The sequence below is a fragment of the Paenibacillus cookii genome (genome assembly GCF_018333375.1).
GTDB lineage: Bacteria > Bacillota > Bacilli > Paenibacillales > Paenibacillaceae > Paenibacillus_AQ > Paenibacillus_AQ cookii.
The window spans coordinates 24996-46971 of the sequence record NZ_BORW01000038.1; the positions used below are offsets into that span (position 1 = coordinate 24996).

The following is a 21976-nucleotide window of genomic DNA, read 5'->3' on the forward strand; positions in this document are numbered from 1 at the left end:
TACTTTACCTATATTTTAACGGTAACTCCATGCTATGCTTTTCATACACGTTGTATATGCAGGAAAAAGACGAAGATAAAAAGGATGAAATAGATGGCGGCGTATAATAAACCAACAGTGGAAATTTCCGAAGTGCGAGCTGTATTGCGCAAGCATTTTCGATCAGATGTAACCGCAATAACGCCATTGGAAGGCGGGAATATAAGCGCGGTATTCTCCTTCGCATGTTTGGATCAGGAATACATCATTAAATTTTGCGATTTAACCGGGAGTTTTGAAACGGAAAAATTGATTTCAAACCTTTTATCCTCGCAGGGAGTTCCGTTTGCCCGCTGCATGGAGCTAGGAAAATTTAAATCAATGAACTACCTGATTTCGGAAAAGATCGCGGGACGGATTCTGAACGACTTCTCTTATGAGCAGCAACAGCGAATGCTTCCGGAGGTCGTTCAAATTTTAACGCAAATGAACCAGGTAAAGCCAGAAACAACCAAAGGATATGGGACGATAAATGCTAGTGGTGATGGTACTTATAGTTCCTGGAGGGAGCATATTATTGCGACCTTCGCTGAGGAACAAGCGGATAGCTTATGGGAAGGCTGGCACAGCTTGTTCGAAACATCCTGTCTGGAGAAAGACGTGTTTGATGAATGTTACAGCAGATTGTTAGCCTATGCTACGTACAATGAACCGCATCGATTTTTTATTCACGGCGATTTTCACCAGTACAACATTTTATCTGACGGGCAACGAATAACCGGGATCATTGATAGCAACGGCAAATATGGAGATTTTCTGATCGACCTTGCCACATTGGACTGGCACATCAAAACACACTTGAAGCTCGATGTGGTCCAAATATACCAAGATTATCAGCAAGAAATAGGCATGGACATACCGAATTTTAAAGAGAGGTTCATGGGTGCAACCTATTATAATGGATTGATCGGATTACGCTTTTATGCAAAGATGGGATGGAATGATGCTTATTACGAACTCCGTGATGAGCTATTGAGTTTAAGATGATCCTTACATCGTAACTCATGATTAAAAAATAGTATTTCTGAGGACATCGGCATCGTGCTGTTGACCGAAATGGGAGATGAGCTGTTGAAGCGGCTGGATCTAACCCGATTTACCGTTGTACGCGGCACGAACTATTCCCCTATGGCGGGTGCTAAACCTGCAGCCACGACCACCAACACTTCTCGCGCCATGTCTTCCGCCGATTTAGATTCCGGATGTCTGCTCCACTCGACGGCTGATCCAAATATCCCCCAGCTTGCAATCCGGGCTGCAGCCTCCACCGTCTCTTGCGAAACGGATGGTTCCGATTGTTCGCTTAACCAGGTAAATAACAGGGCATATAGCTCCTTTTGCATTGCGACCTCAAATAACGATTCATACTGACGATCAGCTAAAGTCATATACGGACGAGTACAGTACAGGAAATCGAAAACGATTAAAATAAGCGTTCGCAGGCTCCCTATATCGGATAAAGCAGCATTAGGCAGCTCATTCTTCAGCTTCTCCAAAAATTTTTCCCTCATCCAGCTCTCAAGAAATGCGAATTTGTCTTCAAAATGCGCATAGAACGTGGAGCGATTTACGGTCGCGTAAGACGTAATATCTTGTACGGTAATAGAAGAGACATTCTTCTTCTGCTCAAGCAATTCCATAAAAGCGTGCATCAATAGTTGACGCGTCCGTTTCACGCGAGGATCGTTTGTGTTAGTGAGCATCTGCTTCTCCCTCTTTCTCAGGATCTATTGGTTATCATGCGTTTTGGAAAGCCAAAGGACAACAAATAAGCACCTCTGTTGTTTAAGCCACAAATACGGTTTTTTACTGGTTGTACAGCCCAAACCTCTTGGATAAGATTAGCACAAACAGTTTAGTTTTTACTACATTGTTGGGTCAATCGTTGGTACAACTGAGACCGTTTGTTTAGCAAGATGATACCGGATAAACCAAGGGAGGAAGATGAAGATGGGGAACAATGCAGGAAGTAAATACGCAGGCAAGAAAGTGGTGATTACGGGAGGCAGCAGCGGGATCGGCCTCGCAACAGCAAAGCTGCTGGCGGATGAAGGAGCACGCGTCCTTATTACCGGTCGTACCCAGGCCAAGCTTGACTCAGCCCGTGAAAAAATTGGCAACGACGCAGTCGCAGTGCTGAGCGACGCAGCAATGTTAACAGATATCGACGAGTTGGCCGAACGGATAAAGGCCGAGTTCGGAACGATCGATGCCCTGTTCGTAAACGCCGGCATCACGCGCTTTATCCCCTTCGAGTCGATGACCGAGGAAGTGTACGACGAGCTGCTTACCATCAATACCAAAGGTCCGTACTTTACCGTGCAGAGACTGACACCGTTGCTAAACACAGGAAGCAGCGTGGTATTCACCACGTCGATCGCGAACGCAGTGGGTATCCCGATGCTCAATGCGTATGCGGCCAGTAAAGGAGCGCTGCGCTCCATGACTCGCAGTCTGGCCCGTGAGCTGTTGCCGCGGAAGATTCGCGTCAACGCGGTCAGCCCCGGCCCCATCGACACCGGCATCATGGACAAGTCGATGCCGAAGGAAGCTGCAGAACAGACCAAAGCGGAGATGAGTCAGCAGATCCCCATGCTGCGTTTCGGTGACCCCCTCGAGGTTGCCAAAGCAGCCGCGTTCCTTGCGTTCGACGCGACTTACACAACCGGAGCCGAGTTCCCCGTGGATGGAGGAGGCTCTCAGATCTAAGTTCGTGCCCGGGCTCGTAGTTGGCTATAAGCCGTTTGCGAGGAGTTTTTTTACCCGGCATTTGAATAGGAACACTGACTCTAGTTTTCGGATTGAACGGAGGAAGGACGGAACCACATGACAACACCATGGACAGAAGACCACATGCCGGATCAGACCGGACGGGTGGCGATTGTGACTGGATCAAACAGCGGGATTGGTTGGGAGGCGGCGCGGGCGTTAGCCAACAAGGGAGCGACGGTCATTATGGCCTGCCGCAGTATCGCCAAAGCCAACCCTGCCGCTAACCGGATTAGAGCACTTAAGCCGTCGGGCAAGGTCGTAGTCATGGCGCTCGATCTGGGTGATCTGGAGAGCGTCCGCGCTTTTGCGACGGCCTTCCGTCAGAACTACCATCGGCTTGATCTCCTGATCAACAACGCCGGCGTGGCGAAGCCGCCTTACAGGAAAACAGCGCAGGGTTTCGAGCAGCAATTCGGGGTCATTCACCTGGGGCACTTCGCGCTGACCGGTTTGCTGCTGGATAGGCTCGGCGCAACGCCGGGCGCTCGGATTGTGACCGTAAGCAGTTTGTCGCATCGGTCGGGAATCATTCACTTTGATGACCTGAACCTGGAGCGGAATTACAAGCCAGCGCGCGGCTATGCTCAGAGCAAGCTGGCGAATCTGCTGTTCACCTATGAGTTGCAGCGCCGGCTTGTTGCGGCAGGCCAATCCACGCTGGCAGCAGCTGCGCATCCGGGCTGGTCAGCGACCAATGCGCTGCGGCATTCCAGCATGATGCGACGCCTGAATCCCCTTTTCGCGCAGCCCTCGAAAATGGGTGTATTGCCGACCCTTTATGCAGCCACTGCGCCAAACGTCCAAGGCGGAGATTACTTTGGGCCAACACGTCTCGAATTGCGCGGATATCCTAAAAAGGTAGATTCAAATACGCGCTCGCATGACGAAGCAGCCGCGCGGCGGTTGTGGACGGTTTCCGAGGAGCTGACACAAGTGAAGTATGCGTTTCGCTGATCTCGGGCATAGGAGAGGGGATGTTTGCTAAAACAAACCTCAAATTGGAGAATTTAGATACGTCTAACAAAGAGGTGAACAATCAGACATATCCAGTCCTGCTACTATGCGGACGATCCGCTTCCACCGATACGGCGAACCAGCAAGTTGTCCTGCGCATGGAATAGGTCAAGATCCCTTCCCCATGCCCAGAACGCATTTGATTAATGGTGCGAGCTTAGCTTGACGATAGTTGAATAAACGAAAAGGAAGAGCTGCCGGTGCTGACCGGCAGTTCTATTACGCTAACGGGCAATTTATTTGATTTGTTATACTTGGTCTATATAGTTAGGAGGCGAAAAGGAATGGGAATAAGATTAGCAACTAAAAATGAACTCCAATGGGTAAATGAACAGTATCAGAAAATAGGCTTTTTGCCGAGTAATTTAGAAAGTGAAAAAATTGCAATAGTTACACATCAGGATGAATTTGCAGGGGTTGGAAGGATTGTTTATCTGAATGCAGAAGAGGCTGAAATTGGCGGTATATATATATTGGATGAGTTCAGAGGACTATCGCTTGCAAATGAGTTGGTTGATTACTTGGTAAAGGAAGCTAAAAAAAATAATTTAAAAGAAGTGTATTGTCTGCCATTTGAAGAGTTAAAACATTTTTATGAAAAATTTGGTTTTAAAGAATTTGACTATGAGGGCAAACCAATTAATAATCAGATACTAAAGAAGTTTCAATGGTGTTTAGACAACTATGAAAAAAAGGTTTTATTGCTTAAGTTATAAGACTTCTTCAAGAATTGACCGCAAATTCCGGTTGCGTGGTGGATGGGCAATCGATGTTTTAGCCGGGAAGATTACCCGTCCACATGACGATATAGACTTGATAACATGGATACGGAACAGAGAGCAGTTAGAATTCGCTCTTGCTGAAGCTGGTTATGAGCAAAGTCAGAACCAGTGAGCCGTTCTGAAGATACTGACACGATTCCACAGCGCAAAGCGATCTTGAACCCGTACAAGGAAGATTTATCTCACCGCCAGAACGAATTGGCCAAAGCGCTCGACGCCGTCAATAACAAACTAACCAGAAGAAGCAATGGTCCACGGGCTCCGTGAACTTGATACACAAGCTATTTTGCTTCATCGGCGGCTCTGGTTTATTCATGAAATGGCTTCTTATTATTGCGGTATTCATTAATAAACCTGAAATGTACAATGCTGGAATGCCATTTTCCCTATTGACGGGTGGTTTTCTTCCCTATATCCATAGTCTTTCCCCAGTACATCGTGATTCGACCACATACGTTTAAAATCAGGGCTAACCGCTTGCAGCTTCTCAGCCAATTCCTCGAATAACGAATCCCCTGCATACCTATCATATGTCCTTTGAAATTGAGCCAAGGATTTGTGAGCAATTTCCTCCCAATTCTCAATTCGTTTCTGCATTTCCGGAAGTTTAAAAAATCTCCATAGGCAATTGCGTTCTTCCGGCGGCATAGAATCAAATTCTCCGGGAAGGGCGGAAGCCGCTTCATTCCAAACTAAAATCATTCATTTATCATCATGTCCGCACAATACAAAATGTTGTCTCATTAGTTCAAAGAATAATATGGTTTGGGCGTTTATCATATCAGATAACACGATCTAACTTCATGTTCTCGTCGGTAGATATTCACGACATATGATGACTAAGAAAGGCGTGATGATAGAGATGAAAAAAATCTATGTGGTAAACAAAACTCATTTGGACATTGGTTTTACCGATTTGGCAGAAAATGTCTTGCACAAGTATTGCCATGAATACATTCAAAACGCAATCACTTTAGCGGAAGACTTAAGAAAAGAGGGCAAAGAATTTGTTTGGACAACAGGCAGCTTTATCATTGAATATTACTTCAAAAACATGGATGAAGAAGCCTGTAAAAAGCTAGATGATGCCATAAAGAAAGGTTACATACGCTGGCACGCGATCCCATGTACGTTTCACTCTGAAGCGATGACATCTCAAACGTTACATTACATCATTTCCAACTCCAAGAAGTTAGATGCTCGGTATGGATACACAACAACAAGCGCAAAGATGACGGACGTCCCAGGACATACGATTGGGATTGTCGATGAGTTATATCGTCAAGGAATTAAATTCCTGCACATCGGTGTAAATGGCTCAAGCTCCATTCCGGAAGTTCCAGATACATTTCTATGGAAGCATGGCGAAAGCGAGATCATTGTCTCTTATTCAGACGACTATGGCGGCGTCATCGGAGTGGATTGCATGGATAACAAGCTGGCGTTTATGCATACGCATGATAATAGTGGTCCAGGAACAAAGGAGAAAATTAACGCGTATTTGTCAAAAATGGCCAATGAGTATCCAGACTATGAGCTTGAAATGACTTCCATGGATCAGTTTGCCAATGAACTTTGGGAAGTACGCGACCAACTGCCAGTGATTACAGAGGAGATTGGGGACACATGGATTCACGGAACGATGTCTGATCCGAAAATCATTCGGGATTACCGGATTTTAACGAATTACATGTTGGATCACCAAATCAAAAATGATGATGCTAATTTCTATGCGATGTTAGTTCCAGAGCACACTTGGGGAATGGATATCAAACGCTATTTCAGTGACTATACGAATTATGAAAAGAAAGATTTCCAGCGGGCGCGCAGTTTAGACCAAATTACGGATGCTGATTTAACCTACGCTTATGGCATTGTTAAAGATGCAACGGTTGGCGAAATGAAATTCACTTATAATGAGTGGACGGACCGTTCGTACAAATTTTATGAGTCTTCCTGGAAAGAACAACGCAAGAACGTTGATCGTGCAATCGCTTGTTTGGAGCCTGAAGATCAACATAACATTAAAAAAATGATCGAAGTCCCCTATCATATCTTTGATAACCAAGGGACTGAATGTGGTTTGGAAGAATTGATTTCGATCAACGGGTATCAAGTGATGTTTGCTAGCGATGGTTCTATTAACCACTTAGAGAAGGATGGGGTCCTTTACTTTGATCAGGACAACAAACTCGGGGTGCTGAGCTATACCATTGCCGGGCAAAATGACTATGATAACCTGCGTTACAACTATTTGCGTGAGCTGCAGCATAATTGGTGGGCCATTGACTTCTTAAAGCCAGGAATGGAGATTCAAAAACGCATTCAATGGAATGAAAATTTCACACCACATGTTATTAAACTAGTTAAGGAAAATGATTCGATGATTGCAACGTTAAAATATAGCCAAAGAGCTGTGGAGGAGTATGGTGCTCCAAGAGTGGTCAAGGTTAAATATCAATTTGGAGATAAAGTTGAAATTGCACTTTTATTACAGGATAAAGATGCCATTCGTTATCCGGAAATTTATTCTTTTGACATGACACCACGTCTGAATTCGCCATACTTAACGAAGATTCGAAAAATGGATACCGTGATTTCACCTTTTGCAGTGGTAGGTCACGGAAATAAGCTGCAGCACATGATTGAAGAGTTGATTTACGATGGCAGCGATAAAAAAATCAATATTAAACCTATTGATGCCCCCCTGTTGGGAATCGGAACTAATAACAATCTAAGCTATAATAACAAATACCATCCAGACAACCATAAATTTACGTTTACACTATTGAACACCACATGGGGAACGAACTTCACGATGTGGTATGAAGAAGATATTTTCGCTCGGTTTGAGTTAGTACTGGGATAAAAAGTCCAAAAGAAAAGAAGACAACAGGGTCCTCCTGTGTGTCTTCTTTTTGGTTCAGAAGCAGAAATCAGGCACCCAGGAACATGTTCATGTCATCTTCCACATTGGTAATGCCGCCGATCCCGAAGTTATCCACGAGGACTTTGGTCACGTTAGGCGACAGGAATGCAGGAAGCGTAGGGCCCAGGTGGATATTTTTGACGCCAAGATACAGCAGGGCAAGCAGCACGATCACCGCTTTTTGCTCGTACCAGGCAATGTTGTAGGAAATCGGCAGATCGTTGATATCCTCAAGGCCGAATACTTCCTTCAGCTTCATTGCAATGACGACCAGGGAGTAGGAATCATTGCATTGCCCGGCATCCAGAACCCGCGGGATTCCGCCGATTTCGCCTAAGTCCAGTTTATTGTATTTGTATTTGGCGCAGCCTGCGGTCAGGATGACCGTGTCCTGGGGAAGTGCAGCCGCAAAATCGGTGTAATAATTCCGGGATTTCATCCGTCCATCGCAGCCGGCCATGACGAAGAAACGGCGGATCGCGCCGGATTTCACGGCATCGACGATTTGATCGGCCACGTTCATCACAGCGGCATGGGCGAAGCCGCCGATGATTTCGCCGGTTTCAAGCTCCGTTGGGGCCGGGCAGCTTTTCGCTTGCTCGATCAGGGCGGAGAAGTCTTTGGCAGCACCGTCCGTTGCTTCAGGGATATGGCGGACGCCCGGAAAGCCGGTGTTGCCCGTCGTATAAATACGGTCCTTATAGCTGTCCTTCGGCGGAATGATGCAGTTGGTGGTCATCAGAATCGGCCCGTTAAAGGCTGCAAATTCGCTGTTCTGCTTCCACCAGGCATTGCCGTAATTGCCTACAAAATGCTCATATTTCTTGAAAGCCGGATAATAGTGGGCCGGCAGCATTTCACTGTGCGTGTATACGTCCACGCCGGTTCCTTCCGTCTGCTTCAGCAGTTCCTCCAAATCCTTCAGGTCGTGGCCGCTGATGAGAATGCCGGGCCGGTTTCGAACCCCGATACTGACCTTCGTCATTTCCGGATTTCCGTAAACGGATGTGTTCGCTTCGTCAAGCATCGCCATAGCGTTTACGCCGTATTTGCCGGCTTCCATCGCCAAAGCGACCAGATCCTGCACTTCAAGGCTGTCGTCCAGCGTAGCCGCAAGCGCACGGCGCATGAACCGGTTCAATTCGCCGTCACTTCTCTCCAGATGAAGTGCGTGGTACGTATAAGCAGCCATCCCCTTCAAGCCGTACGTAATCAGTTCGCGCAGCGAGCGGATGTCTTCGCTCTGGGTCGAGAGGACACCAACCGTACGGGCTTTTTCATCCATTGCGGGTTCATGATCCGCTTCCCAGACGGCAGCATCCGGGAGATGAGCCGTTCTTTCCGGATGTTGTTCGTTATAATAGGCACGCACTTCGCCGCGGAGCACAATCGCTTTCCGGATTCTCCCCACAAAAACCTCGCGGTCAAAGTTGGCGTTCGTAATGGTTGCAAACAAGGAGTCCATGATAAACATCGATACGCGCTGTTCAAGACCTTCCGGCAGCCGGACATCCAGACTGAGAAAAGAGATGCCTTTCAGCAGATAAATCAGCAAATCCTGCAGGTTCGCCACGTCATGCGGTTTGCCGCATACGCCGACAAGGGTGCAGCCTGTTCCTTTGGACGCTTCCTGGCATTGAAAGTAGAACATGGACGGCCGTTGACTCAAGGACGGCTCTGCCGCGTTGTTGTTCATGATATCTCCTCCCCGGTTTCGTAGTTATTTGTTGCCTAAGGTCAATCTACCTCCGCGTTGTCGTTGGACTGTCAGCAACAGTATACTCCGCTGCGACAGCTGGAAAAGTGATAAAAATCACCAAGGGACAACCGCGCAAGACGTACGATCCGGGGGCGAACGGACCCTGATGGAGTCCCTGAACTATCCTCCAGGGGATCATCCAAAGCATGAAAAGGTGAAGGTTAATCCGGATACAGAAAAGTGGATTTACGTCGGAACCGGGACCGCACCGGTCCGGGACAACCAGTAGTCTTCCGGAACAATCGCGGATCCCAAGACCATACCCAAAACATGTTTTTGATACAGAAAATCCGGTTATTCCTTGACGTAGGAAAAACCGGATCTGTGGTAAAAAATGTACTTTGGTTTGCTCGACAGCCTGAGAAGAACAGCCCGAATGGATGGGCTGTTCTTTTTTTGTGAGTGCATGCATCTTGTCAAATGTGCAGAACGTAGGAGCCGCCCCCGGTTACTCGATAGGCGTCCTGGATTACATGCTGCTTCATAGTTATCTTTCCTCTGCTCTTCCTGGAGGCGGTGCTGTGGATTCCCGGACCAGCAGCTGCGTCGGCAGCAAAATTTCCGTATAAGGCTGATCCGGATTCTCCAAGCGGGAGAAAAGCTGCTTAATGGCATATGTCGCAAATAACCTGCGATTCACATCCAGCGTTGTGGTCGGGGGCGTACAAACCTGCGACAGATACCCGTTGTCGAAGCTGACCACAGAAGCCTCTTGGGGCACCTTCACGCCCAGATGCTGCAAAGCGGACGTAATCATAAAGCCGAAGCCGTCGTTGACGCAGAACCAGGCGGTCGGGCGTTCCTGCATTTGTGCAATGGCACCGTGTACATAGCTGCTGTCTTCGACGGCGTCTTGAATAAGCCAGTCTTCGCGAAGCCGGATGCCGGCTTCGAAGGCGGCGAGACGCATGCCTTCAAGCCGCTCGTAATGGCTGGGAGAATAGTCGATATCGCCCATGAAACCGATGTCCTTATGGCCTAATTCGATCAGATGTCGCACCCCCTCGTACGCGCTGAAACGGTTGTTCGTAAGGATGCTGTCGGCTTGCAGCGAGGGATGGTGGTGGTCAATCAGGACGGCAGGAATGCCTGTATCCAGCACGGCTTGTACATAGGGCGTCGTAATGTGGCTCAGGATCAAAATGCCGTCTACCGACCGGTTTTCAACAAAAGCGGGCAGGCGAAGCGCTTCTGCGTCCTCCGGGCTGATGGACTGAATGACAAGTTCATAGCCGTACTTTTTCAATTCTTTATCTACACTTAAATAAATGTCTCCAAAAAACGATTTTCTGGAGAAAGCATAATCCGAAGCAATGAGGGCGATGGTGCCGCCGTCTTGAAGGACCGCAGAAGGATCGATGGAAGCAGGGGGAGCGGCAGCTTCGCTTTGCCGGCCGCGGCGGCTTTTCCTATAGACGTAGCCCAGCCGTTCAGCGGTTTCCTTCACCAGGGCGCGCGTCGCTTCGCTGACCCCGTCCTTCCCCGTCAGAGCCTGGGAGACGGAATTTTTGGATATCTGAAGATGGTCTGCGATGTCCTGCATGGTAACTTTATTTTTCAAAATGAATTCAACCTCCGTCGAGCAACAACCGGAAGGGCATTAAACCGGTCTTGCATTCGATTTCATTTTTTCAGTTCCGGAGACGACTGTCAAGCATTCGAGGGTCTGAATCCGTACCTTATCCAAGCTTAGTTATATGATAAGATTGTAACGTTACAAAATAGAAAAGTAAACTGATTTTTCGTTGTGTACAATAGAGTGTAATCATTATTATGAGTTGACAAGCATCCGAATCAAGGTAATAATAAGGTGCATAAGCGCTTACATGGGATAAAAAATAATGTTTTGTAATGTTATTTTGCGGATTTTGGTTTGACTTTGAAATTACATTCTATTGGAGGTCATGTTCGAATGATGAGAAAATCACTTGGTGCACTACTGCTGGCCGCCGTAGCTTCCACGATGTTGTCCGCATGCTCCACCGGTCAAGGCTCGACGGAAAGCAGTGGGAATGGAGGGGCTTCGGGCGGAGTGACAACCATCGAATTCTGGGCAGCTCCTAACCCGACGCAGCAGGCCTACTGGCAGGAAATGGCCAAAGCCTATGAATCGGAACACTCCAACGTCAAAATTAATGTCAGTGCCATCAAAGAATCGCCGACATCCGAAGCGAGCATTCAATCCGCGATTGCGGCGAAGAGCGCTCCGACCATGTCCGAGAACATTAACCGGGGCTTCGGCGCACAGCTGGCGGACAGCAAAGCGCTGGTTCCGCTCGATACGCTGGACGGATTCCAAGATATCGTCAAGGAACGCAACATGAACAGCACCATCGAACCTTGGAAATTCGCGGATGGACACCAATACGTGCTGCCGATCTATTCCAACGCCATGCTGTTCGGCTGGAGACTGGATGTCCTGAAAGAGCTTGGCTATAACGAACCGCCGCAAACCTACAGCGAAATCGTGGAGCTGACCAAGAAGCTGAAAGACAAATACGGCGACCAAAAATATCTGTGGGCGAAAGCCGACTTGGCCGATCCTACGGCCTGGAAACGCTGGTTTGACTTCTACATGCTGTATAATGCGGCGTCCGGCGGCAACAAGTTCATTGAAGGCAGCCGGTTTACCGGCGATCGGAAAGCCGGCGAAGAAGTCCTTGCTTTCATGGATGATTTGCGGAAGGCCAACGGACTCCTGGCCCGCCAGGTGACGGATCCGTTTGAAAATGGCGTCGGCGTCTTTACGGACGTAGGTCCGTGGACGTTCACAACTTGGAAAGAGAAATATCCGAATCTGAAATACGGCGACAACTTTGCGCTGACCATGCCTCCGGTGCCGGACGGGATGGATCCTAAAGACAGCAAAACCTTTGCGGATACCAAAGGGCTGGTCATTTATGCCTCCGCTACGAAAGAGCAGCAGGCAGCCGCGATTGACTTCATAAAATGGGTATATTCCGATGCGGCTAACGACGCGAAGTGGTTTGAGCAGACCAATCTGCCGCCAGCGAGAGACGATTTGAAAACCAACGATTCCTTCAAAGCTATTTTGGATAAACAGCCGGAACTGAAGCCTTATGCGGAGAATGTTCCCAATGCCATTCCGCCGATGGATAACGCAAAATACAACGATTTGCAAACCATCATCGGAACCGAAGCTTTTAATAAAGTTGTCAAAGGGCAAATTTCTCCGGCCGAAGGTTGGGCTAACATGCAGAAAGCGATTGAAGGCGCCCTTCAATAAGGGAGGATGACCGATGATGGACCATAGAAACAATAAAATGGGCTGGTTATTTACCAGCCCCTACCTTCTCTATTCGCTTATTTTCTTTTTCGGACCGCTGATCTGGTCGTTTTTCCTGTCCGTCACGGATTGGAATCTGATCGCTCCGACTTTCAATCTGGTCGGGATCGAGAACTTTGCGAATGCCCTAAAATCGCCAAGCGTACATTCGGCCTTCTGGGTGACTTATAAGTTCATGATTATTTTCGTACCGATTGTAACGGTGCTGGCGACGGCCGTCGCCGTGCTGGTGCACGGGCTGCCGCGCTTTAAAAGCCTGTTCCTGATCGGTTTTTTTCTGCCCTACCTGTCCTCGGGCGTTGTTTCATCGCTTATCGCCAAGGGCCTTCTTTCTTACACCAGCCCGATGAACGTATTTTTGCGAAAAATGGGGCTCGATATCGACTGGCTGGGCACGCCGTTATCTGCGCTAGGTATTGTCGGCCTGATTCTGGCCTGGAAATTCACCGGCTATTATGCGCTGATCCTGACCTCGGGTCTGGAAAGCATCGACAAGGAAGTGTACGAGGCAGCCGCCATCGACGGCGTTACCGACCGTCAGCGTTTCTGGCGCATTACGCTGCCGCTGCTGTATCCGTCGCTCTATACAACGCTGATTCTGGCATTCGGCGTCACGTTCGGCATTTTCACCGAGGTGTATCAGTTGACGGGCGGCGGCCCCAACAATGCGACCAACACCTGGCAGATGGAAATCTTCAAACAGGCATTTACGAACCTGCAGGCCGGTTATGCGTCGGCCGTAGCCTTGCTCGCTTCGGTCGCCACCTTTATTTCGATCTTTATCATTCGCAAATTTTTGGAGATATGGGGGAAGAGAAATGGTTGGGTCTAATCGAAATCGCGGCATCAGACGCACGGTCCGGTATGCGCTCGCCATGATCCTGCTCCTCGTGATGGTTTATCCGTACCTGTATATGGTGCTGAACTCTTTTGCCGACTGGGCGCACATCGATAAGCAGCTGCTCCCGACGAAATACAGCCTGAAATCGTACGAATGGCTGTTTACCGGCGGGGAAACGGGGATCCCCCGTCCTTGGCTGCATGCTTTTCTGAACAGCGTCATGGTTTCGCTTGCTTCCACGGTACTGATGATGATCTTCGGCGTGATGGTTGCTTACGCGCTGTCCAAGCTGAATTTCTTCGGACGGAACGCCATCAACAATTTCGTTTTGTTCCATATGTTTTTCCCGGCGATTATTCTATTGATTCCGACGTTCCTGATCATTCAGAGAGTAGGTCTATATGACAGTTATTTGGGATTGATTCTGCCTAAAGCCGTCAGTTTATGGGCGATTTTTATGTATACCAATTTCTTTAAAGCCGTACCGACCGTCTTTATCGAAGCCGCCCGCCTGGACGGGGCCTCGGACCTTAAGATCATGTATAAGATCATGCTGCCGATGTCCAAGTCGATCACCACCGTCATTTTCCTGTTCCTCCTGATGGAGCGGTGGACGGAGCTGCTGTGGGATATGATCATCGTCAAAAGCGATCGGATGCTCACGCTGAACGTGCTCATTTCGCAAATGTTCGGCCCTTACGGATCCTATCCGGGTCCGCTTTATGCGGCATCCGCGCTGCTGACGCTGCCGATTATCATCATGTTTATTATTTTCGGCAAGAAGTTTCAGGAGGGCATGCAGTTCAGTTTGAAGTAAGTAGATAGAAGAAGTTATTGGAAACCGGATTTGGAGGAAGAAACCATGAGTATACCAAGAGAAGCATTGACCTGCTCGGCCCTGTTGGCCTCTTATAACAGCAAGCAGGCGAGAGCTGAACAGGCCGAAAGGCTAGTGTTTGACGGGATAGGAAACAAGGATGTCTACAATATTGCGGCCCCTTTTGAGGATGATGGGGAACTGGTGCTTCCCGGACGCGTGGAACCGCGGGACAGCGAGCATTCCCAGGTGATGTTTTTTGTGGAGCGGGACGGAAAATGGCTGCCGCGCGCCGGCGCGCCGGTATTCGATCTGCAGGATCCGTTTCATACCCGGATCGGCGGAAAGCTGATCGTCGGCGGCGTGCAGATTTATCCGCATCCCGAGAAAGAAAATGCGCTGATGTGGCGCACCGTATTTTACCAAGGGAGCTCCGTTAACGGGCTGAAGGAATTTTTCAAAGGACCGGACGGCATGAAGGATCTCCGCCTGGTGGAGCTGAAGGACGGCAGCATCGGCATTTTTACAAGACCGCAGGGCAAGAAGGGCGGACGCGGTAAAATCGGGTTTGCCAAGGTTCCATCCCTGGAAAAGCTGACCCTTCAGGTCATTAACGATGCTCCGCTGCTGGAAGGGCAATTTACCGACGAAGAATGGGGAGGAGCGAATGAGGCCCATCTTCTCAAAGACGGACGGATAGGCGTGCTTGGGCATGCGGCTTGCTACGATCCAAGCGGTGACCGTCATTATTACCCGATGGCATTTGTGTTCAGCCCGAGCGACTTGACCTTTACGGACATGGAGCTCATCGCGGTACGCGACCGTTTTCTGCCTGGACCGTCCAAACGCCCGGATCTGCAGGACGTTGTGTTTAGCGGCGGGCTTATCCGCAAGGAGGACGGAACTGCCGTGCTTTACGCGGGGATCGGCGACGCCGACGCGCAGCGTATCGTGATTGACGATCCTTTTGCCAAATTCGAATAAGGCCGGAATGAACCCCCGGACTTTATTTCATGAACTAAAGTGACTATAAGGAGCTAAATGCCATGAATATATACCGTTATGAACAGAATCCGCTGATTACGCCGGCTGACGTCCATCCCCATCGTGAAGGTTTTGAAGTGATCGGTACGTTTAACGCCGGGGTGGCCGAATATAATGGCGAAACGATCCTGCTGCTCCGCGTTGCGGAGCGCCCGGTCAGCCCTGACCCGAGCATTGTGCTGGCACCGGTTTACAACCCGGAGACACAGGATCTGGATCTCATGGAAATCCGTCTGGATGATGAAAGCTATGATTTTTCCGACCCCCGGGTCATCGTGAAGAAAGCCAACGCTCCGGCGTTTGAATACCTCACGTCCTTGTCTTATTTGCGGATCGCTCGCAGCAAGGACGGACATCATTTCACTATTGAGGATAAGCCATTCATCTACCCTTCCAACCCGCTGGAGGTGTTCGGTATCGAAGACCCGCGGATTACGCAAATCGGGGACACTTATTACATTTATTTCTCGGCCGTATCGCCGGTAGGCATCGGGGAAGCGATGGTATCAACGAAGGATTTTCGGACCTGGACCCATCATGGCCTTATCTTTGGACCGGACAATAAGGACGTGATCATTTTTCCCGAGCAAATCAACGGCAAGTATTACGCACTGCACCGTCCGACAACCAAAAGCGTAGGCCGCCCCGAAATCTGGATCGCCGAATCGGACAATTTATTGTATTGGGGCAACCACAAACATCTGATCGGCCTGCGTCAAGGCATGTGGGACAGCGGCCGTATCGGCGGCGGAGCCGTTCCGATCAAAACCGAACAGGGCTGGCTGGAACTGTACCACGGAGCGACGCGGGATCACCGGTACTGCATGGGGGCCGTCCTGCTGGACCTGAATGATCCGTCCAAAGTCATCGCCCGTTCCGGCAAGCCGGTGATGGAGCCCGAAGCGGATTATGAAACCAATGGATTCTTTGGCGAGGTGGTGTTCTCCTGCGGCGCGACTGTTCACGGGGACGTCGTCCGGATGTATTACGGAGTGGCCGACACGTCCATGGCGTGCGCCGAGCTGAGCCTTAGCGAAATATTGGGGAGTCTTGAACCCGTAGGGGAATGACCGGCATAAGTGCAAGGAAGGAGGACTTCGGATAGGATCCGGAGGCCTCCTTTTTAACGTCTCCTAGAAAAACCACTACCATTTAGCTTCACAGGAAGCTTGTAGATGTAATTAAAAATCAGACCGCAAGCTAAGCCAGTCCCGCGATTTGGCTGCCGCTATCCGTTGACTGCACTCGGACCGGCTCCTAAAAAACATGAAACGTAAAGCGTCCAGGTTAGGGTTCTGATTTCACATTTTTAGCCTGATGTTTCGTTATGCCCAAGTCGTAATGGTTTCAACTGGCAGGCGGTAAGACGGATAGCCTTCTTTGGCTGCTTTTCCGATCGAGATCAACATGACCGGTTGGAACCTGTCTTTATGAAGACCAAAAACTTCAGCAATTCGTTCCTTATCATATCCGGCCATCGGGTTCGTGTCATATCCATGGGCGCGTGCAACAAGCATGAGTTGCATGGATACGATGCCCGAGTCGATCAAGTTCATGTCTCGCAGGTCAGACGAGGATATATTCGCATAGTAGGATTTCGCTTGCTGCAAATTCAATTCCATGATGTCCTGCGGCATGTATCCAAGTTCTACAGCTTTACCATAAATCTCGTCCATATATTCCATGTTGTTGGCATCGTAAAATACCGCGATGACAGCCGATGAAGTCAGAACTTGCGACTGGTTGAAGGATGCCAGAGGTGCAAGTTTTTCTTTGCCTTCAGCGCTATCTATCACAAGGAAACGCCATGGCTGCATGTTAATCGCAGAAGGGGCGCGGGTAGCTTCCGTTAAAATCTCAGTCATTTCCTCCCGGCTAATTTTCACTTCGGGATCGTACACTTTTACCGAACGGCGTCCCAAGACAATTTCATTGAAATTGTTAGTGGCATGGAATTTTCCGGTCATCGTGCTCATGTATTATTCTCTCCTTCATCTATATTTGTTGTGAGATTCGGGCCGCCTCACCTCACTATGAGGATTCTAAACTATGAAGTATACTTTATAGCAAGAGAAGGAATCGGGGTGATTCATATGAAGATTAGTGAAGTCGCCAAAATGGCAGACCTTCCCATATCAACGATCCGATACTATGAGAAAATAGGTATTATCACGAGTGATTACGTTCGGAGAGAACAGAATAATTACCGGGATTATGCTTCAGATATCATTCCTTATCTAGAGGTTGTTAAAAAATGTTTAGCTGTGGGATTTTCAATTAACGATATAAAAGCGATGATCTCGAAAAATGGAATGTCCCATGAGGATCAATCCCAACTTATTTTGGAGAAAATATCCGAAATCGAACATGCTCAAAAAAAGTTGGAGGAATCCAAAAAAGAGCTTTACGACATTCTTGAAACGGATATTATATGCGAGAAAGGGTTCGGAAAATATTGACGCATTCGGAACTGGCCTCGTGAATCCGAGCGTATGGATTACCGTATGGCATAACCAGAAAAAAGGGCTCCTATTTCACATAAGAGCCTTAATAAAATCTACTCAATTTTTAGTTGTTATGGATGCTATTTTCTCAACGTTATTCCATTCAACAGTAGCACCAATGGATTCAGCAACAACACGCGTATTAACATAAAACTTGTTTTCTGTTTCATCTAAAAAAGGAGCTTGGGTTAGTTGGACCTCCCTTTTGTTAATAATCGCCTTTAATATCCCATTTGTCAGTTTTATTTCAAGATCATCCTTAGAAGCTGTTACTGTTTTGGTTTTTTGATCCCAATTAACAGACATACCCAAAGCTTCAAAAAAATTACGGAATGGTATCATTGTATTCCCGTTAATGACAGTAGCTTTGTCATCTAAAGCTTTACCGTTTAATACCACTGTACCCGTAACGCGTTTTTGCTCAGCATGAGCCAATGAGAGCGGAACTAAACTTGTTGCAAACAATGTAAATATCACAGCCATACGCAGAACCCAAAAGCTTTTTTTCATTTACTCCGCCTCCATTCGGTGTTTTGTGTTTTACATATTATTAGACGTGTTTAACCGAAGAATTGTTGCTTTTCCCTGCCGGCCGGAGCCTGGTATGATCTTGGCGAATGGTTAGACATCCTTGAACTAACGGAAAGCAACTAGTCAATTCTCTATACAGAATATGACGAGTTGTTGTAAAACGAAAAGATAGAAGCCGCATAGCACCGTTAAGGGTTGAAAAACTCTACGTATTTTATAAATTAGAGTACGGTGATTTTTATATTCTTAAGAATTTCTCTCCCATTTAAATGATAAGGGATATGGGACCAGACGATCTTGAATTATATGACAAGTTTGAAGAGATTCATAAAGTGGCTAAGGTAAGAGCAATCTCGATATGTAAAGGACGTTAATCCGATATTTCCGGCCCAAAAGGATATTGCGGATTTCAAACGCTATCTGACAACAACGGAGGAGGCGCGGTGGCCAACCGACCAAACCAGGTACGCTGCAGCTAACATTTGTCCAATGCAACATTCCGTTTTTATGCCGTTCTCCCTCGTACTGAAAGATGTGTGCCACAAAAACGACAATAGTAACGACAGTGCAAACTTTGTGGGTTGTTTTTTGGCAGAGGGTTATTCATACTGAACAAGACGGCGCAGAATAATACCGTGCCTTCTTAAGAGCATCATTTTTTAAAAAAAAGAAAGCCTGACAACCGCACATACGGATCGGCAGGGTTTGAGCATATAGGAGGCACCATGTCCTGGAGTAAATTGAAGCAGCAGCTGGAGAGTTTTCTCTGTCCTGCGTTAAACGGAAGGGTTGAATACCGAGCAACGGGTTATCGTTATTTGCCTGACAAAGCAGGGCTTTGTTATATTTCGGTAGATAAAAAGGACGTCCTCCGAATGAATGACAAAACGAGTTCAATCAGATGGTACCAGACAGAGCTGGAAATTAAAAATGACCCGGATATCCAAATACCGATCAGCGATGAAGAAATGGAAGCGGTCAGAAAGGATACCAAAGGAAACGTTCCGGAGGATCGTCTGAAAGTCATTGCCAGAAACCGAAAAATATCAGGATATGCCAAGGAGCTTTTGGCGGCGCAGGCTTCATTAAGCAAATCCAATTTTGTCGCTGTCGCTACTCAATTTTTATCGACTTCTATCGAAGAAAGCATCGAGAGCAAGGATATTTTATTGAATGTTCTGGCTTTGGTGGACAGACGGGTCGGGAAAAAGCGGATTTTGAACATGTCCGAGAAGATGAAGTTAAAGCATCCCGTTGTGCAGTATTTTTATGAATTGCGGCGCAGTACATGTTGAGGAAAATAGTTTTCGTTGCGGCAGTGCAGATCGCTATAAAATAGAGAAAAGAAGCAAGACGCGTAACCCTTCTAGCGGAGGGTTTTTGTATCGTTTATACTATATAGATTGAATGAAAGTAAGTCACATCTTTGAAACGGATATTCCCTGTGGATCAAGGAATGACAAGAAAAAACATAAATTCATTCTATATGGTAAAGCCAATTTACTTTCTAGGAGTTGTCTGACGAACCATGAACAAGAAAGAAGTCGCGCACATACGCAAGCAGTTTAAGCTGGACAATCATTTGATGCAAATTTACGATATTCTGAACGTGTACATTATGAAGGAAACGAACGAAATTTATCACTGGGAGCGGAGTCCTTTTGGGTTAGTGGACCGGGAGAAGCAGGAGCTGTACATGGGCAATTTCAAAAAGCTGCTGACCGGCGAATTGGATCATAAGCTGTTCGAGCTTAAGTTTACGGAGGAGACGGAAGACCAGAAAGACCCTTCGCGGGTGCTGCTTCACCAAGCGATCCAGACGGGCGATCCGGAGGAGTGGCAGGATCTGATGCTGCTGCTCGTAGAGAAAATGATGGCGGACACGACCTATGAACGGGATACGGTCATTACGTTCGTGCGCGGTCAATACTACCGGCCGACCAAGGCGCGGAATGATGAAGCCGAAGAGACAGGAAATGATGAGGTGTTCGGGCATCCGTTCATTCTATGCAGCGTGAACTCTACGGAGAAGCAGCGGAAGGCGCTCTTGTTCGACTATGTGGAGAAAGAATTTAAGTACAATGTCATTGTAGATCCGATCATCAAGCTCAGCACGCCGGAGGAAGGGTTCTTCTATCCCAGCGTGACGGACAATTATTCCGACGTGAACCGGATTCTCTATTGTACGGGGAAATCGAATGATCCGAACGAACGTTTCATCTCCGAGGTACTGAATGCGGAACGGTCCGTGACGGCGCTGGAAGAGCGGGCGATCTTCGAAGACATCGTGAAGGAAGTGGCGGGCGAACAGCTGGACTCGGCCACGATCGCACATGTGTACGAGGAAATTCATCATGTGATCGAATCCCACCAGGACGAGGAAGAACCTCCGAAGCTGGATTATACCGATGTCGAACGCGTGCTGACCGCAAGCGGCGTAGAAAACGTGACCAAGGAAGCCGTGGAACGGGCGTTTGAAACCATCGTGGACGATAAAAACTATGAACTGAAGGCGAAAAGCGTCATCCCGAAATTCACGTCCAAATCGATCAAGATCGATACCAAGGTAGCCACGATTACGATCAGCCCACAGGATTTAAGGTACATTAAACAGGTGAGCTTTCAAGGCAAACGCTGCATTATGATTGAGGTTGATGAGGATGCTGTTATTGAGGGCTTCACGCTAACCACGGAGACGTTGTTGGAGAAGGCGGAGTGAAGGGATAGCAGATTTTGGATTGCATTTTGAATACGTAACGCCAGAAGATTAATGAATGCTTCCCTTACGTGGACAGGTTTTATGATTTTGCCTGTACTGTAAGGGGAGTATTTTTTATGTTTGCTATATTTCGGGTGAATGTGGCCATCGGTTGGTGACGAAGGGGGCACTGTTGGGTCGGGAAGTAGACCATCAGCGACGCGCTGAGTGGATACGATGGAAGGAGTGGCTCCAAGACACTAATTGATAAGTTGCTGACGTACCACTTACCGTGATTTTATAGGGGGAGGGATATATGAATTATGACTGGGAAGGTGTGATGCTAGACTAAATAGTGGACACCGAGAATCGAGAATGCGACAATAAACCTAGCAAAATCGAGGTGTCCGAAGATGAGTCAGAAATATGACAAAGAGTTTAAAATCCAAACCGTAAAAATGATTCAGGAACAGGGGAAGCCGGTGGCGCAGGTCGCCCGAGAATTGGGCGTATCCGACAATACTCTGTACCGCTGGATCAACGAATTCAAACAGGATCCGGTCAATGCGTTTCGCGGCAGCGGCAACCTGAAAATCGAGGAAAAAACCCTTCTCGAAATGCAGAAACGAATCCGCCAACTCGAGATGGAGAACGAAATTTTAAAAAAGGCGATGCACATCTTCGCAAAAGACCGGAACTGATCTTTGCGTTTATCCACAAACACCGCTCCAAGTATCCGGTATCGGAGATGTGCAAGGTTTTGAACGTATCCCGGAGTGGTTATTATCAATGGACCAGGCGCCAGGAAAGCAAGCAAAAGAAACGTCGCCGAGAACTGGAACAACAGATTAGCCGTATCTTTGTGGACTCGCGTCGCCTGTACGGCAGCCCGAAGATCGCTCAAGTCTTGCGCCAGCAAGGTGTTCGGGTATCCGAAAA

Annotated in this window: 22 protein-coding genes; 16 read left to right on the forward strand and 6 right to left on the reverse strand. The window is 47.9% G+C overall.

Annotated features, from left to right (window positions below):
* Nucleotides 1–93 precede the first annotated feature (93 nt).
* On the forward strand, nucleotides 94–1026 hold the full coding sequence (locus KI367_RS23200) for a phosphotransferase family protein (RefSeq protein ID WP_212952335.1): 933 nt from the start codon (nucleotides 94–96) through the stop codon (nucleotides 1024–1026).
* A 131-nt stretch (nucleotides 1027–1157) separates the two neighbouring features.
* On the opposite strand, the gene KI367_RS23205 is transcribed toward KI367_RS23200, so the two are convergent.
* Nucleotides 1158–1742, reverse strand: coding sequence for a TetR/AcrR family transcriptional regulator (locus KI367_RS23205; protein ID WP_212952336.1), 585 nt, complete (start codon nucleotides 1740–1742; stop codon nucleotides 1158–1160).
* Nucleotides 1743–1989: 247 nt separating this feature from the next.
* Between KI367_RS23205 and KI367_RS23210 the strand changes: the two genes are divergently transcribed.
* The 4 genes from KI367_RS23210 (at nucleotide 1990) to KI367_RS23225 (ending at nucleotide 4719) form a co-directional block, all read left to right on the forward strand.
* Nucleotides 1990–2748, forward strand: coding sequence for an SDR family oxidoreductase (locus KI367_RS23210; protein ID WP_212952337.1), 759 nt, complete (start codon nucleotides 1990–1992; stop codon nucleotides 2746–2748).
* A gap of 117 nt (nucleotides 2749–2865) precedes the next feature.
* Complete coding sequence (locus tag KI367_RS23215; RefSeq protein WP_212952338.1) at nucleotides 2866–3765, forward strand: oxidoreductase; 900 nt, start codon at nucleotides 2866–2868, stop codon at nucleotides 3763–3765.
* 344 nt (nucleotides 3766–4109) lie between these two features.
* Nucleotides 4110–4541 carry a GNAT family N-acetyltransferase gene (locus KI367_RS23220; protein ID WP_212952339.1) on the forward strand — a complete coding sequence of 144 codons (432 nt, stop codon included), beginning with the start codon at nucleotides 4110–4112 and terminating at the stop codon, nucleotides 4539–4541.
* Nucleotides 4510–4719 carry a nucleotidyltransferase domain-containing protein gene (locus KI367_RS23225; RefSeq protein WP_212952340.1) on the forward strand — a complete coding sequence of 70 codons (210 nt, stop codon included), beginning with the start codon at nucleotides 4510–4512 and terminating at the stop codon, nucleotides 4717–4719. The genes KI367_RS23220 and KI367_RS23225 overlap by 32 nt, the downstream gene beginning before the upstream one ends.
* A 233-nt stretch (nucleotides 4720–4952) precedes the next feature.
* Here the strand turns inward: KI367_RS23225 and KI367_RS23230 are convergent, their stop codons facing one another.
* Nucleotides 4953–5309 carry an MmyB family transcriptional regulator gene (locus tag KI367_RS23230; RefSeq protein ID WP_212952341.1) on the reverse strand — a complete coding sequence of 119 codons (357 nt, stop codon included), beginning with the start codon at nucleotides 5307–5309 and terminating at the stop codon, nucleotides 4953–4955.
* A 160-nt stretch (nucleotides 5310–5469) separates the two neighbouring features.
* Here KI367_RS23230 and KI367_RS23235 point away from each other — a divergent pair, with 160 nt between their 5' ends.
* Complete coding sequence (locus KI367_RS23235; protein WP_212952342.1) at nucleotides 5470–7476, forward strand: DUF5054 domain-containing protein; 2007 nt, start codon at nucleotides 5470–5472, stop codon at nucleotides 7474–7476.
* Between the two features lie 67 nt (nucleotides 7477–7543).
* On the opposite strand, the gene hcp is transcribed toward KI367_RS23235, so the two are convergent.
* On the reverse strand, nucleotides 7544–9232 hold the full coding sequence (hcp, locus tag KI367_RS23240; RefSeq protein WP_212952343.1) for a hydroxylamine reductase: 1689 nt from the start codon (nucleotides 9230–9232) through the stop codon (nucleotides 7544–7546).
* A gap of 550 nt (nucleotides 9233–9782) precedes the next feature.
* Entirely contained in the window at nucleotides 9783–10856 is a 1074-nt protein-coding gene (locus KI367_RS23245; RefSeq protein WP_036715323.1) for a LacI family DNA-binding transcriptional regulator, read from the reverse strand.
* A 354-nt stretch (nucleotides 10857–11210) separates the two neighbouring features.
* Here KI367_RS23245 and KI367_RS23250 point away from each other — a divergent pair, with 354 nt between their 5' ends.
* The 5 genes from KI367_RS23250 (at nucleotide 11211) to KI367_RS23270 (ending at nucleotide 16374) form a co-directional block, all read left to right on the forward strand.
* Complete coding sequence (locus tag KI367_RS23250; RefSeq protein WP_212952353.1) at nucleotides 11211–12542, forward strand: extracellular solute-binding protein; 1332 nt, start codon at nucleotides 11211–11213, stop codon at nucleotides 12540–12542.
* A gap of 16 nt (nucleotides 12543–12558) precedes the next feature.
* Nucleotides 12559–13434, forward strand: coding sequence for a carbohydrate ABC transporter permease (locus tag KI367_RS23255; RefSeq protein ID WP_246537221.1), 876 nt, complete (start codon nucleotides 12559–12561; stop codon nucleotides 13432–13434).
* Nucleotides 13421–14260 (forward strand): carbohydrate ABC transporter permease, encoded by an 840-nt coding sequence (locus tag KI367_RS23260; RefSeq protein ID WP_212952345.1) that lies wholly within the window; start codon nucleotides 13421–13423, stop codon nucleotides 14258–14260. The genes KI367_RS23255 and KI367_RS23260 overlap by 14 nt, the downstream gene beginning before the upstream one ends.
* A gap of 45 nt (nucleotides 14261–14305) precedes the next feature.
* Nucleotides 14306–15244 (forward strand): MTP-1 family protein, encoded by a 939-nt coding sequence (locus tag KI367_RS23265; protein WP_212952346.1) that lies wholly within the window; start codon nucleotides 14306–14308, stop codon nucleotides 15242–15244.
* A 62-nt stretch (nucleotides 15245–15306) separates the two neighbouring features.
* Nucleotides 15307–16374 carry a BtaManbiosPhlase gene (locus KI367_RS23270; RefSeq protein ID WP_212952347.1) on the forward strand — a complete coding sequence of 356 codons (1068 nt, stop codon included), beginning with the start codon at nucleotides 15307–15309 and terminating at the stop codon, nucleotides 16372–16374.
* Nucleotides 16375–16629: 255 nt separating this feature from the next.
* Here the strand turns inward: KI367_RS23270 and KI367_RS23275 are convergent, their stop codons facing one another.
* Nucleotides 16630–17280 (reverse strand): nitroreductase family protein, encoded by a 651-nt coding sequence (locus KI367_RS23275; protein WP_212952348.1) that lies wholly within the window; start codon nucleotides 17278–17280, stop codon nucleotides 16630–16632.
* Nucleotides 17281–17397: 117 nt separating this feature from the next.
* Here KI367_RS23275 and KI367_RS23280 point away from each other — a divergent pair, with 117 nt between their 5' ends.
* On the forward strand, nucleotides 17398–17763 hold the full coding sequence (locus KI367_RS23280; RefSeq protein WP_212952354.1) for a MerR family transcriptional regulator: 366 nt from the start codon (nucleotides 17398–17400) through the stop codon (nucleotides 17761–17763).
* A 102-nt stretch (nucleotides 17764–17865) separates the two neighbouring features.
* Here the strand turns inward: KI367_RS23280 and KI367_RS23285 are convergent, their stop codons facing one another.
* Entirely contained in the window at nucleotides 17866–18318 is a 453-nt protein-coding gene (locus tag KI367_RS23285; RefSeq protein ID WP_212952349.1) for a copper amine oxidase N-terminal domain-containing protein, read from the reverse strand.
* A gap of 746 nt (nucleotides 18319–19064) precedes the next feature.
* On the opposite strand from KI367_RS23285, the gene KI367_RS23290 reads away from it, so the two are divergent.
* From KI367_RS23290 to KI367_RS27685, 4 genes are all read left to right on the forward strand, one after another.
* Nucleotides 19065–19634: an SF0329 family protein gene (locus KI367_RS23290; protein WP_212952350.1), complete on the forward strand. Its 570-nt coding sequence runs from the start codon at nucleotides 19065–19067 to the stop codon at nucleotides 19632–19634.
* A gap of 233 nt (nucleotides 19635–19867) precedes the next feature.
* Nucleotides 19868–21058 carry a DUF4317 domain-containing protein gene (locus KI367_RS23295; RefSeq protein WP_212952351.1) on the forward strand — a complete coding sequence of 397 codons (1191 nt, stop codon included), beginning with the start codon at nucleotides 19868–19870 and terminating at the stop codon, nucleotides 21056–21058.
* Nucleotides 21059–21450: 392 nt separating this feature from the next.
* Nucleotides 21451–21738, forward strand: coding sequence for a transposase (locus KI367_RS23300; RefSeq protein WP_010278079.1), 288 nt, complete (start codon nucleotides 21451–21453; stop codon nucleotides 21736–21738).
* Between the two features lie 47 nt (nucleotides 21739–21785).
* The coding region (locus tag KI367_RS27685; RefSeq protein WP_212952355.1) for an IS3 family transposase at nucleotides 21786–21976 on the forward strand (191 nt) is incomplete at its 3' end.